Source organism: Alphaproteobacteria bacterium (genome assembly GCA_017308135.1).
Taxonomy (GTDB): Bacteria; Pseudomonadota; Alphaproteobacteria; order CACIAM-22H2; family CACIAM-22H2; genus Tagaea.
Genome location: JAFKFM010000007.1, coordinates 487,752 through 500,998 on the forward strand (window position 1 = coordinate 487,752; position 13,247 = coordinate 500,998).

Consider the following 13,247-nt stretch of genomic DNA (forward strand, 5'->3'; position numbering starts at 1 on the left):
GAGGCGGGTCATTTCTTGAGACCCATCCAGCGTTCGAGCCAGTGGATGTCGTAATTGCCGTCGATGAATTCCTGCGAGCGCGTCAGGCGGCGATGCAAGGGCAGCGTCGTCTGGATGCCGCCGATCACGTATTCGTCGAGGGCGCGGCGCAGGCGCATCAGGCATTCGTTGCGGCTGGTGCCGTGCACGATCAGCTTGGCGACCATCGAATCGTAATTCGACGGCACGCGGTAGCCCGAATAAAGGCCGCTATCGATGCGCACGCCCAAGCCGCCGGGCGTGTGATATTCGGCGATGCGCCCGGGCGACGGCGCGAAGGTCTCGGGATCCTCGGCGTTCACGCGGCATTCGATCGCGTGGCCTTGCAGGCGCACTTCATCTTGCGTGAACGCCATCGGCGCGCCCGACGCGATGCGGATCTGTTCGCGCACGAGGTCGAGGCCGCAGACCATCTCGGTCACCGGATGCTCGACCTGCAGGCGGGTGTTCATTTCGATGAAGTAGAACTCGCCGTCCTGGTAAAGGAATTCGAGCGTGCCGGCGTTGCGGTAGCCGAGCTTCTTCAGCGCGTCGACGACGATCTTGCCCATCTTTTCGCGCTGCGCGGCATTGAGCGCGGGCGAGGGGCTTTCCTCCAGAACCTTCTGGTGCTTGCGCTGCAGCGAGCAATCGCGCTCGCCCAGATGCACGACGTTGCCGTGCGTATCGGCCAGCATCTGGAATTCGATATGGCGCGGATGGCCGAGATATTTCTCGATATAGACGACGTCGTTGCCGAAATTCGCCCCCGCCTCGGCGCGGGCACCGCGATAGGCCTCCTCGAGCTCGGCCGGCGAATTGGCGACGCGCATACCCTTGCCGCCGCCGCCGCCCGCCGCCTTGATGAGGACCGGGTAGCCGATTTCCTTGCCCAGCTTCAGCGCGGTTTCCATGTCGGCGACCGGACCGTCGGAGCCGGGCACGCACGGCACGCCCAGCGAGATCATCGCGCGCTTGGCTTCGATCTTGTCGCCCATCATCGCGATATGGTCGGGCGTGGGGCCGATGAAGGCGATCCCGTGATCCTCGACCATCCGCGCGAAATCCGCGTTTTCGGACAGGAAGCCGTAACCGGGATGGATCGCGTCCGCACCCGTGATGACGGCGGCGGAAATGATCGCGGCTTTGTTGAGATAGCTGTCGCGCGCGGGCGGCGGGCCGATGCACACGCTTTCGTCGGCCAGGCGCACATGCATGGCGTCCGCGTCGGCGGTGGAATGCACCGCGACCGTGTGGATGCCCAGCTCCTTGCACGCGCGATGGATGCGCAGCGCGATTTCGCCGCGATTCGCGATGAGGACTTTTTCGAACATCCCGGGCGCGCCTACTCGATCACGATCAGCGCTTCGCCGTATTCGACCGGCGCGCCGTTCTGCACGATGACGCGCGCGACCGTGCCGGCGCGCGGGGAGCGGATCGGGTTCATCACCTTCATCGCCTCGACGATCAGCAGCGTCTGGCCTTCCTTGACCTTGTCGCCCACGCGCACGAAAGCGGGCGCGCCGGGTTCGGCCGAAAGATAGGCTGTCCCCACCATCGGCGAGGTCACGGCGTTTTCAAGGCTCGCCTCGGCGGCGGGGGCCGCCGCGGCCGACGCGACGGGTGCCGCCGCCGGGGCCGGCGCGGCGATCGGGGCGGCGGCGTAAGCGACCGCGCCGCCGCTGCGCGACAGGCGCAGGCGCTTGTCGCCTTCGCGATATTCGAGTTCGACGAGGCCCGTCTTTTCCAAAAGCTTGGCCAGGCGTTCGACGTCGGCCGAAGACGGGCCGAAGCTCGGCAGCGCCGGGGCGGCGGCTTTCGCGGCCGGCTTGGCGGCTTGTTTCTTGACGGGGGCGGGTTTCGATTTCTTGGCTGCCATGATTTTACTCGAGATCGGGATCGACGATGCGCGCCAAAGCTTCCAGCGCGAAGAGATAACCTTGCGGGCCGAGGCCCGCGATGACGCCTTTGGCCACGCGGCTGACATAGGAATGGTGACGGAATTCCTCGCGCGCGTGGATGTTGGTGATGTGGACTTCGATGACCGGCAGATCGGCGGCGGTCAGCGCGTCCATCAACGCCACGGAGGTATGCGTCAGACCGCCCGGATTGATGATGATGCCGTCGGCGGTCCGGCGCGCTTCCTGGATCCAGTCGATAAGGTGGCCTTCGTGGTTCGACTGGCGGAAATCGACCTCGACGCCCAAATCTTCGGCCAGCGCCCGGCACTCGCCTTCGACGTCGGCAAGGGTCGTGCGGCCGTAGATTTCCGGCTGCCTTGTGCCCAGCATATTGAGATTGGGCCCGTTCAGGATCAGCAGAGTTGGCTTGGGCTCCAAGGGCGTCGGGCCTCCGAAGGGGGACGAGTCGCTAGGGCGCGGTTATAGCAAGGGGGGAGGGGGGCGCAAATCGCTCTTTTCGGCCGAATCCGGCCGGGATTTCCGGGTGTTGCGCCGCGCGCAGGGGACGGTTGCGGGTGTTTTGCGTGGCCGGGGGCGATTTGCCGGGCATGATGCCCCCGCCCGCACAAGGAACGTCATGAGCAAAGAACAGGTCGCCGTCCTTCTCGCCGCCGTCGCCGCCATTCTGGGCGGCACCGCGTTCGTCGCGTCGCGCTACGCGGTCGCCGAAAGCGAACCGATGACCGTCGCGTTCCTGCGGGCGCTGGGGGCGGGCGTCGGGCTTGCGATCATCGCCTGGGGCGTGCCGGGGCGGCGCGCGGGCTGGATCGCACGCCGCGATATTCTGCCGATCATTCTGCTGGGCGCGTTGATGTTCGCGGGCTTCGGCTGGCTGTTCGCGACGGGTACAAGCTACATCCCCGCCGCGCGCGCGGCGTTGATCTTGTCGCTGATGCCGGTGCTCGCCTTGGCGCTGGCGGCGGCGATGGGGCAGGAGAAATTGAGCGTCAACAAAGTCGCGGCCTGCGTGCTGGCGGCATTGGGCGTGGCGGTGGCGCTGGGCGACCGGGCGGGCGGCGGGCCCGAGGCGTGGAAGGGCGATCTCGTCATGCTGTTCGCCGCAATGGTCGGGGCGACGCACACCGTGCTGTCGGCGCGTTACGTGCGCCGCTACAAGCCGATGTCGCTGACCGCGATGCAATGCCTCGCCGGCGCCGCCGCGCTGGGGGCCGCGTTGGTCGTGCGCGGCGATTTCTCCGGCTTCGGAAATTTCAGCGCGTCGGGCTGGTTCGCGATGTTCTGGCTCACCTTTCCGGCGGGGCTCGTCGGCTATTACCTATGGTTCTTCGCGTTGACGCGGATTTCGGCGTCGAACGTCACGTTGTTCGTGACGCTCAATCCGATCGCTGCCGCTGCGGTCGGCGCGCTGGTGCTGGGCGAGGCCGTGGATTGGCGCCTGGGGGCGGGTTTCGCCTGTATCGCCGTGGCGATCGCGCTGGCCAGCCGGCGCAAGCCGGACGCGGGATGAGCGGGTGCAAATCGTAGCGTCCGGCGCTATCTTCCCGGCATAATCGTTGGGAAAACCGGTCATGAAACTTTGGGGCTATTTCCGTTCATCGGCCGCCTTCCGCACGCGCATCGCGCTGGGCTTGAAGGGCTTGCCCTACGACAACGAATTCATCCATCTGCGCAAGGCCGAACAGCGGTCGCCCGAGTTCCTCGCGCGCAATCCGCAAGGCCTGATCCCGTATCTGCGGGACGGCGATCTCGGCATCGCGCAGTCGCTGGCGATTTGCGAGTATCTCGACGAAGCCTATCCCGATAAGCCGTTGCTGCCGCCCGACATTCCCGGCCGCGCGCGGGTGCGCAATCTCGCCTTCGCGATCGCGTGCGACATCCATCCGCTCAACAATCTGCGCGTCCTCAATTATTTGAGCGACACGCTGAAGCTCGACAAGGCGGGCGTGGCGGCCTGGTATCGGCATTGGATCGCCGTGGGCTTCGACGCGCTGGAGAAGGAATTCGCGTCGCCCGAAACGGGGAAATTCTGCCACGGCGATACGCCCACGCTCGCCGATGTGTGCCTGGTGCCGCAAACCTTCAACGCCAAACGCTTCTATAGCGACGCGGAACTCGACGCCGCTTGGCCGCGCCTGATGGCGATTTTCAAAACCTGCATGACGGTGCCCGCCTTCGACGCGGCGCGGCCCGAAAATCAACCGGACGCCGAAACATGATCGGCGGCGAACCCGGCGCACTCGATCACGTGCCGGCGGACGCCGATCCGCGCGTCCACGCATTTCATGCGTATTGGCGGCGCATGGCGCCGGGGCCCGGTCTGCTGCCCGCACGCCGGCATTTCGATCCGACCGCGATGCCCGAACTCATGCCCAATATCTGGCTGCTCGATATCGTCGGCGCGCCGCCGCGCTTCCGCTATCGGCTGATCGGCACAGCACTCGATACCGGGCCGCTCGCCGGCGCCACCGGGCGTTTCATGGACGAGGTCTCGCCCGATTTCGCGGTCAACCCGACGCTGCCCGATTATCACGCGGTGGCGAAAGGGGCGATCAGCTGGCGGCGCGGCGCGCCCGCCTTCCGCTTCATAGAGATGTGGCGCGCGATCGAACGCATCATGCTGCCCTTGGCCGAGGACGGCAAAACGCCCGACATGATGCTGAACCTTACTTTGGTGCTGGAGCGCGCGCCGCCGCGACCAGATTTTTAAGCGTCGCGAGATCGACCGCGCCGGGCACGAGCGCCTCGCCGATCGCGAAGCCCGGCGTGCCGGTGAAGGCGAGGGCGCGGGCGAGCGTATCGTTCTTCTGAAGGATCGCGGCGATACGCGGGGATTCCATGTCGCGGCGCAGGCGATCGACGTCGAGCCCGCTCTCGCGCGCGATCCGGAAAATCGAAGTCTCGTCGATCTGCGAACGCGTCGTCATCAGCGCGTCGTGGAAAGCATCGTAACGCGCGTCGCCTTGCGCGCGCGCGGCCAAAGCCGCACGGCTCGCGATCACCGAGGGCGGGCCCAGGATCGGCCAATCGCGGCGCACCAGCTTCACGTCCTTTTCGGCCGCGAGCAATTCCTTGATCGGCCCGGCCATGCGCCGGCAATAGGGGCAGCGATAATCGAAGAACTCGACCAGCACGACGGTTCCGCGCGGATTGCCTGCGACGGGGATATCGGGATCGTTTTCGAGTTCGCGCCGGCGCTCGGTCAGCGTTTGCTTGGCCGCTTCGCGCTGCTGGGCTTCGCCGCGTTTTTCGAGCGCGTCGAGCGCTTCGAGAACGATCTCCGGCTCGCGGCGGATCAAATCGCGCACGATCTGTTCGATCGCCGCCTTATCGAGCGCCGGCGCTTGCGCTTGGGCGGGCCCGATAAGTGCCAGCATCAACGCCGCCGCGGCGAAGATGCGCTTCATCGCGTGAGATACGCTTCGGAGATATAGCCGATCGCGCCGGGCACGCCGTCGGGCACGGGGCCGGAGAAGCCGCCCAGGCCCACCATCACGATGCGCATCTTGGCGGGATCGCCGCTCGGCCAGAAGCGCTTATAGAGCTCGTTGAGGTCGATCGCCTCGACATGCCAATTGCCCGCCTGCTCGGCGCGCGGCTCGCGCAGCACGATGCGCCTTCCGGATTCGTCGGCGGTCCATTTGCGCTGCTGCGCCATTTCGGCGCGCGCCGCGCCGAAGCCGCCGAACGAGATTTCGACCCAATGATCGTATTCGGCGGGCTCGACGAAGGCCCACGACGCAAGACGCTCGCTGAACGGCCGGTCGACCGAGCGGAAGAACACGACCATGCGAAGGCCGCGCTCCTGTCCCGTGCCCGGCCCGCCGCCGAAAACGCTGGGCTCCAGATACCAGCTCCAGCGCAGGAAGGGCGTCGCGGCGAGGCTCGCGTCCACGCGCCGCGCCATTATCGAGCCGCCGGGCGCGTCGGGGCGGATGGCGAGCGTGCCTTGCAGATCGACGACCGTCAGCGGGCCCTCGTTCGCCTGGCGGCGCGTCCACCATTGTTCGGGGGCGGGATTGGATTGGGCGCCGGGAATGCGGTCGAGCAAACGGATCGTGCCGTCGACGACCGAGGCGCGCGTCGCTTGCGCGGGTGCCGGCGCGTTGCCGGACGGTCCGCTCGCGCACGCGGCGAGGACGAGCAGGACGGCAGCGATGACGATGTGTTTTTTCATTGGCGGGGCGGGTTTGGGTCGATCGCGTTTTTGATGTCTTGGGCACGCAGGATATAAGTCGAACCCGCCGGGAGCAAACGTTCCGCCCGCTCGGCGAAGCCGCGCGCGGCCACGCGCTGGCCCATCAGCAGCGCGTATTCGGCCTGCGACAGTGCCGCCATGCCCATTTGCCCGTCGCGGCCATAGGCGACGGCGAGCTGGCGGTGGATTTCGGCGGTTTCCGGTTCGCGCGCCTGGGCCTGGATCAGATTGTCGATCGCGGCTTTGAGCAGGGCCGGATCCTCGGTCGCGACCTGCGCGGAAGCGAGGCCCAAGCGCAGCAGCGCGTTCGCCGGCACCTTCGCGACGGCTTTTTCGTAGAACGGGATCGCGTCGCGCGGGCGGCCGTTTTCGTAGGTGAACTGGCCGCGCGATTCGGCGAACCACGGATCGTCGGGATGATCCTTCAGCAGCGCGTCCATCAACGGGATCGCGCGCATCATGTCGCCGCGCCGGTAATAGGCCCAGCTGCGCGCGTAGCGCGCCTCCAGCGACGTATCGCTTTCGCGAAACTGCGACAGCGCGCGCGCGGGCTCGATATAGCCGATCAGCTTGGCGCGCATGCGCTTGTGCATCTCGACGAATTCGGGCCGCGTGGGCGCGTTGGAGAAGCGCGAACCGGCGACGAAATTCTGGATGAAGTCGATGCGTTCGCGCGTCACCGGGTGGGTGCGCACGTAAGGATCCTGGCGCTCGATCATCGCGAATTCCTGATCCTGCAGGATCTGCATGAATTCGAGAAAGCCCTTGGCGGATTGCTGCGAGCGATCGAGAAACGTGGTGCCCGCCTGATCGGCGGAGGATTCCAGGGCGCGCGAATAGCGCAGAAAGCTGCGCTCCGCGATTTGCTGACCGGCCATCACCGACGCGATCGCCGCGTCGCCGCGCCCGGCGACGGCCGCGGCCGCGGCCCCCAGCAGCGAAATGACCGACGCCGTCCACGCGTCGCGCATCGCTTCGGGCAGGCGCGCCAAATGGCCGCCCGCGATATGGCCGGTTTCGTGCGCGATCACGCCGATCAACTGGCCGGGATTCTCCGTGCGCATCAGCAGACCGGTGTGGAAGAACATGTTCTGGCCGATCGCCACGAAGGCGTTCAGCGTCCGGTCGTTGATGAGATGGACGTTGATATCGTCGGGATTGAGGCCGGCGACGCGGAAAATCGGCGTCGCATAGGCGCGGATGATCGTTTCGGTTTCCGCGTCGCGGATGAACTGGATGCGCTGCTGGGCCTGTGCGCTCGCCGGCGGGGGTTGCCAGAGTGCGACCGAAAAGGCGATAACGCCCGCGAGGCCCGCTTTTCCGGCGGCCCGCAAGAATTTCGCATAATCGAGCAGTTTCAATCGCATGACCCTGTTTCCAAGCCCGACGCACGGCGTGCGGACCCAAGCTAGGGCCACCGGCACGGCAAATCAATCGCCCAAGAACGGCCTTTTCATGGCGGGCTTGCTCGCATCCGGCATGGCTTTGTCGGGCTGTTCCTGGCTCGGGATGGGCGGCACGAAGACCGAGGATTTGGGCGTCGTCGGATCGGTGCGCGGCTTTCTGGGCGGGGCGACATTGGCCGAGCCGCGGGCGGCATTGGTCGCGCGCGACATCCTGTCCGCCGGCGGATCGGCGACCGATGCGGCGGTCGCGGCGACGCTGACGCTGACCGTTACGTTGCCGAGCCAAGCGCCGCTGGGCGGCGGCGGGTTCTGCCTGGTCGCGACGGGCAGCGGGCGCACGCGCAGCGTCGAATCGATTTCGTTCCCCGCGACGGCGGCGAGTGCGGACGCGCAAATCGCCACGCCGGGAATTCCGCGCGGGTTGTTCGCGCTGCATGCGCGCTATGGCCGCCTGCGTTGGGAGCAGGTCGTCAGCCCGGCCGAAAGTTTCGCGCGCAACGGCACCGAGGCGACGCGGGCGTTGGCCATCGACGTCGCCGCGAACGCGCAACGCCTGGCCGAGGATCCGGGTTTGCGCGCGATCTTCCTGCCGCAAGGCCGCCCGATCGCGGAAGGCGAGCGCATGGTGCAGCCGCAAATGGCGGCGGCGTTGGGCGTGTTGCGCAGCCGCGGCCCCGGCGATTTGCATAACGGGCAATATGCGCGCGCGATGCTGCAATCGCTGGACGCGGCGGGGATCCGTCTGACGGCGGCGGAATTGGCGTCCGGCATGGCGCAGACCCAGCCGTCGATCCGGGTGGGCGAAAGCAACGATCTGTTCGTCGGCACCACGCCCGCCGCCGGCGCGCTGGCGGTGGGGCAAATCTTCGGCGCGCTTGAATCGCGCTGGCGGCCGACGGCCCCCGACGCGCGCTTGCCGCTGCTGGTGTCGACCGCCGCCGCCGCGTCGCGCGATCGCGCGCAATGGCTGCAGGCGGATCTATCGTCGCGCCTGCCGATGGGCGAAGCGATGGCCACCGCGCGTATTCGTAGCCTTGCCGGCGTGGGCGGCGAATTCGCCTCCGAGCCCGATACGGCATCGGGCACGAGTTTCGCGATCGTTGATCGCGACGGCGGTGCGGTCGCTTGCGCGCTGACCGGTCATGCGCCGTTCGGCATCGCCAAACTGCCGCAAGGGACGGCGTTTCCGCTGGCGCCCGCGCCGCGTGTCGGTGGGCCCGATACGCGCTGGCTGACCGTGGCGATCGCGTTGCGCGAACGCAACGACGTGACCTTCGTCGGCGCGGCGTCCGGCGGGGCGGCGGCACCTTTGGCGCTGGCACGCGCGGCCCTCGACACGCTGCAAGGGCGCGAAGCGTTGGCGGCGTCGATCGAAGCGCCGCGCGCGACTTTGCCCGCGAACGGCGAAGCCGCGCGCGTACAGGCGATCCATTGCCCCGGCGGTTTGATCGCCGATGGCAATACGTGCCGGATCGAAACCGATCGGCGCGGTGCGGGTCTCGCGATTGGTTCGAATTGAGAGGCGGTTCAAATTAATGGCGCATAAGATCGCCAAGCGCGCGGACGTCGCCCCCTTCATCGTCATGGACGTGATGCGCGCGGCCGCCGCGCGCGACGCCGCCGCCAAGGATGCGGGCGGAAAATCCGTCCATCTCGAAGTCGGGCAGCCCGGCACGCCGGCGCCCCATTTGGTGCGCGAAGCGGCCAAGCGCGCGATCGACAACGACAAGCTCGGCTATACGCTCGCACTCGGCATTCCCGAACTGCGTAAAGCCATCGCGCGGCATTACAAGAATTGGTACGGCATCGATCTGCCCTGGGAACGCGTGTGCGTCACCGTCGGCTCGTCGGGGGCCTTCCTGCTCGCCTTCCTCGCGGCGTTCGATGCGGGCGACCGCGTGGCACTCGCCGATCCGGGCTATCCCGCCTATCGCAATATCCTGAAAGCGCTCGATTGCGTGCCGGTGGGTTTGGCCGCCGAAGCGCGCACCAAATTCCAGCCCGATCCCGCGGCACTCGACGAAACGATGGCGGGTTTGATCGTCGCGAGCCCCGCGAACCCGACGGGCTCGATGCTCTCACCCGGCGATCTCAAAGCGCTGGTCGAGACGTGCCGTAAGAAGGGCATTCGCCTCGTCTCCGACGAGATCTATCACGGCGTGGTCTACGAGAACCGCGCGCAGACGCAAACGGCGTTGAGCTACGGCGACGACATGTTCGTCGTGAACAGCTTCTCGAAATATTTCTCGATGACCGGCTGGCGCTTGGGCTGGCTGATCGTGCCGCCCGATCTCGTGCGCGCGGTCGAATGCCTGGCGCAAAATCTGTTCATCTCGCCGCCCACGCTCGCCCAGCACGCGGCGATCGCCGCGTTCGATGCGACCGAGGAGCTGGAAGGCCATGTGCGCAACTACCGCGCCAATCGCGATTACCTGCTCGCCGAGTTGCCCAAGGCGGGCTTTGCGGAATTCGCGCCGCCCGATGGCGCTTTTTATCTCTACTGCGACGTCGGTCACATGACCAACGACAGCGCCGAATTCTGCCGCCGCATGCTCGATGAAGCGGGCGTGGCGGCCACGCCGGGCAAGGATTTCGATCCGTTGCGCGGCCATCGCACGATGCGCTTTTCCTTCGCCGGCACTTTCGCCGATATGCAGGAAGCGGCCGCGCGCCTCAAAGCCTGGCGGAAATAAAAAGGGCGCCGGAACGAATTCCGGCGCCCTTCTTCTTTGACCTTGGCGAGCCTTAGCCCGTCAGGCGATTCCACCAGCCACGACGCTTGGGCTTGTTGGGATCGTCTTCGGGCGGCGGCGGTGCGGGCTCGGCGGCCGGCGCCGGTGCCACCGGTGCGGCTTGCGCCGCGGGTTCTTCCGGCTTGGTTTCCGCAACGATCGGTGCCGGCGCCGAAACCGGTGCGGCGACATTGACCGCCGGGGCGGGTTGATCGACGCGGCGGTTCCACGGCCAATCATGCGCATCGCCGGGACCCGCAACGCGCGGCGGCGGCGGGGCCGAGGCGAAGCCGGGCCGGTCGAGATCGTCGCCGGGGCCGGGCACGCGATAGGGGGCGGGCGCGTAAGTTTCCGCCGGCGGAACCGCATTATCGCCGTTGCCAATGCCATTGCCGTTCCCGGCATCGGGCGTTTGACCCTGTGCGGCTTCCGGCGCACCGGCTTCCATACCTTCGCCGCCTTCGCCGCGACGGCGACGGCCGCCGCGACGGCCGCGACGACGACGACGGCGCGAATCATCACTTTCGCCGTGCTCGCCGCCTTCGCCGTTGGGCGTCGGGCGCGGTTCGCGCGGGCGATGGGCTTCCGTGCCGCCGGGAACGAGGTCCATCGGGGCCACTTCCACCGGCGCATCGCCGGTGGGCGCTTGCAGTGCCGCAGGTTCGCCCCCCAATTGCGGGGCTTCGCCGTTGGCGGCGTGTTGCGGACGATCGCCGCGCTCGCGGTCACGATCGCGGCCGCGACGGCGGCGACGACGCCCCCGGCGTTCGCCATCGGTCTCGCCTTCGGCTTCGTTGCGGCCTTCGCCGCGCCCGTCGCGACGATTGAAGTCGCGTTCGCCGCTTTCCTCGCCGTCATGGCGCGCATCGGCGAATTCCTCGCGCTCGCGAACCGGCGGCTCGCTGGGCGTGAAATCCTCCACGTGGCGGATCGGGGCGGGGCCCGCTTCGCTGCCGCCTTGCTTGGCGCGCACGCGCTCCACGCGATAGGCGGGCGAGATCAGCTTGTCGTCGGCCTGGAAGGTCAGGCGCACGCCGTGGCGGGTTTCGATATCCGCCAGCGCCGCGCGCTTGTGATTGAAAAGGTAGAGCGCCACCGAAGCCGGCACATGGACAACGAACTCGCCCGTGTTGCGCGCCTTGGAGATTTCCTCCTCGATGCCGCGCAGCACATGCAGCCCGGTGGACTCGGTCGAGCGGATGCGCCCCGTGCCCTCGCAATGCGGGCAGACCTCGAAGCTCATCTCCGCGATCGACGGGCGCAGGCGCTGACGCGACAGCTCCAACAGGCCGAAGGCCGAGATGCGCCCGATCTGAATGCGCGCGCGATCGGACTTCATCGCTTCCTTCAGACGGCGTTCGACCGCCGCCTGATGGCGATGGTCGTCCATGTCGATGAAGTCGATGACGATCAGACCCGCGAGATCGCGCAAGCGCAGCTGGCGCGCGACTTCGTCGGCAGCTTCGAGATTGGTCTTGTACGCGGTCTCGTCGATATGGCGCTCGCGCGTGGCGCGGCCCGAGTTGACGTCGATCGCGACCAAGGCTTCGGTCGAGTTGATGACGATATAGCCGCCCGATTTGAGGCGCACCGTGGGCTGGTGCATCTCGTCGAGCTCGTTCTCGACCTGGAAGCGCTGGAACAGGGGCGCGGTGCGATCCTCGTAAAGGCGGATCTTGCCGATGTCCGACGGCATCAGCATCGACATGAAGGATTTCGCACCTTCATAACCGGCCTTGCCTTCGACCAGGATCTCGCCGACGTCGGCCGAATAGATGTCGCGCATCGCGCGCTTGAGAAGGGTACCCTCCTCGTAGATCAACGCGGGCGCGGACGAGCGCAGGGTGAGATCGCGGATCTCCTCCCACAGGCGCATGAGATATTCGTAGTCGCGCCGGATGTCGGAGGTGTCGCGCTCCATGCCCGCCGTGCGCAGGATCACCGCCATGCCTTCGGGCATGTCGAGTTCCTCGATCAGGCTTTTCAGACGCTTGCGGTCCTGCTGCGAAGTGATGCGGCGCGAAATCCCGCCGCCGCGCTCGGTATTGGGCATCAGCACGCAATAGCGGCCGGCGAGGGAGAGATACGTCGTCAGCGCCGCACCCTTGGTGCCGCGCTCTTCCTTCACGACCTGGACGAGCAGCACCTGGCGGCGCTTGATCACTTCCTGGATCTTGTAGTGGCGCTGCGGACGGCGGCTGCGGCGCGTCTCGTGCGCTTCCTCGACCGTGTCGCCGCCGAGGTCTTCGACGTGATGCTGGCGCGGTTCGGCGTGTTCTTCTAGCGGCGGCAAGTCGGCGCCCCCCGCTTCAACCGTGGCCGTTTCCACCGTGACCTGTTCGGTCGGAACGGCGTCGGCCGGGACGCCGTCGGCCGGCGGCGCGTCCATCGCGGGCGCCGCAACGTCGACCGGGGCCGGGGCGGGCGAAGCGAAGGGCAGTTCCGGGGCGGCGTCGCTGGCGTGCGGGATCGTTTCCGGCGCCGGCGCCTCGGGCAAATGCGGGGGCGGCAGCAGATCGATCGGGCCGGCGCTTTCCGTCGGCGTCACGTTGATCAACGCGGGATCGATCGGCGGCTCGTCGACCGGCACATCGATGATGGCGGGTGCGGCGTGTTCCGGATCGGCGTGGCGGACATCGTCGTGGTCGCGATCATGCTCGGCGTCCAGCGCCTCGCGATCCGACATCGGAATACGATAATAGTCCGGGTGGATTTCGTTGAAGGCGAGGAAGCCGTGGCGATTGCCGCCGAACTCCACGAACGCCGCTTGAAGGGAAGGTTCGACGCGCGTGACGCGCGCCAGATAGATATTGCCCTTAAGTTGTTTCTTGCTCGCGATTTCGAAGTCGAATTCCGCGAGGCGGTTACCATCGAGCACGACGACCCGCGTTTCCTCGGGGTGCGTCGCGTCGATCAACATACGTTTGGTGGCCATACTGCCGCTCCGAACTCATCTGGGGGACGCCACATCGCG

General features: G+C 67.1%; 12 protein-coding genes. 5 read left to right on the forward strand and 7 right to left on the reverse strand.

The features are described 5' to 3' along the window. Positions 1–8 precede the first annotated feature (8 nt). From accC to aroQ, 3 genes are read right to left on the reverse strand one after another with little or no spacing between them, the layout of a single operon-like run. Positions 9–1,352 (reverse strand): acetyl-CoA carboxylase biotin carboxylase subunit, encoded by a 1,344-nt coding sequence (gene accC / locus J0H39_06800; protein MBN9496444.1) that lies wholly within the window; start codon positions 1,350–1,352, stop codon positions 9–11. A gap of 11 nt (positions 1,353–1,363) precedes the next feature. Then, positions 1,364–1,897 (reverse strand): acetyl-CoA carboxylase biotin carboxyl carrier protein, encoded by a 534-nt coding sequence (gene accB / locus J0H39_06805; protein ID MBN9496445.1) that lies wholly within the window; start codon positions 1,895–1,897, stop codon positions 1,364–1,366. A 4-nt stretch (positions 1,898–1,901) separates the two neighbouring features. Continuing rightward, positions 1,902–2,357 carry a type II 3-dehydroquinate dehydratase gene (aroQ, locus tag J0H39_06810; GenBank protein MBN9496446.1) on the reverse strand — a complete coding sequence of 152 codons (456 nt, stop codon included), beginning with the start codon at positions 2,355–2,357 and terminating at the stop codon, positions 1,902–1,904. 199 nt (positions 2,358–2,556) lie between these two features. Between aroQ and J0H39_06815 the strand changes: the two genes are divergently transcribed. From J0H39_06815 to J0H39_06825, 3 genes are all read left to right on the forward strand, one after another. Then, complete coding sequence (locus J0H39_06815; GenBank protein MBN9496447.1) at positions 2,557–3,447, forward strand: DMT family transporter; 891 nt, start codon at positions 2,557–2,559, stop codon at positions 3,445–3,447. Positions 3,448–3,508: 61 nt separating this feature from the next. Further along, the gene (gene maiA, locus J0H39_06820) at positions 3,509–4,156 is read left to right on the forward strand and encodes a maleylacetoacetate isomerase (protein MBN9496448.1); all 648 of its coding nucleotides are present in this window, start codon (positions 3,509–3,511) and stop codon (positions 4,154–4,156) included. After that, positions 4,153–4,647, forward strand: coding sequence for a PAS domain-containing protein (locus J0H39_06825; GenBank protein MBN9496449.1), 495 nt, complete (start codon positions 4,153–4,155; stop codon positions 4,645–4,647). Before maiA ends, J0H39_06825 begins: the two co-directional genes overlap by 4 nt. Here J0H39_06825 and J0H39_06830 read toward each other — a convergent pair. Genes J0H39_06830 through J0H39_06840 form a run of 3 tightly spaced genes read right to left on the reverse strand, consistent with a single transcriptional unit; the run spans position 4,604 to position 7,502 of the window. Continuing rightward, a complete protein-coding gene (locus J0H39_06830; protein ID MBN9496450.1) occupies positions 4,604–5,314 on the reverse strand; it encodes a DsbA family protein in 711 nt (236 codons plus the stop codon). The two genes, J0H39_06825 and J0H39_06830, sit on opposite strands and share 44 nt — an antisense overlap. A 26-nt stretch (positions 5,315–5,340) precedes the next feature. Continuing rightward, positions 5,341–6,114 (reverse strand): DUF3047 domain-containing protein, encoded by a 774-nt coding sequence (locus J0H39_06835; GenBank protein MBN9496451.1) that lies wholly within the window; start codon positions 6,112–6,114, stop codon positions 5,341–5,343. After that, positions 6,111–7,502 (reverse strand): M48 family metalloprotease, encoded by a 1,392-nt coding sequence (locus J0H39_06840; protein ID MBN9496452.1) that lies wholly within the window; start codon positions 7,500–7,502, stop codon positions 6,111–6,113. Before J0H39_06840 ends, J0H39_06835 begins: the two co-directional genes overlap by 4 nt. 88 nt (positions 7,503–7,590) lie before the next feature. Between J0H39_06840 and J0H39_06845 the strand changes: the two genes are divergently transcribed. Continuing rightward, positions 7,591–9,060: a gamma-glutamyltransferase gene (locus J0H39_06845; protein MBN9496453.1), complete on the forward strand. Its 1,470-nt coding sequence runs from the start codon at positions 7,591–7,593 to the stop codon at positions 9,058–9,060. A 16-nt stretch (positions 9,061–9,076) separates the two neighbouring features. Next, positions 9,077–10,234, forward strand: a complete 1,158-nt coding sequence (locus J0H39_06850) for an aminotransferase class I/II-fold pyridoxal phosphate-dependent enzyme (GenBank protein MBN9496454.1) — start codon at positions 9,077–9,079, stop codon at positions 10,232–10,234. A gap of 52 nt (positions 10,235–10,286) precedes the next feature. Here the strand turns inward: J0H39_06850 and J0H39_06855 are convergent, their stop codons facing one another. After that, complete coding sequence (locus J0H39_06855; protein MBN9496455.1) at positions 10,287–13,208, reverse strand: Rne/Rng family ribonuclease; 2,922 nt, start codon at positions 13,206–13,208, stop codon at positions 10,287–10,289. Positions 13,209–13,247 lie beyond the last annotated feature (39 nt).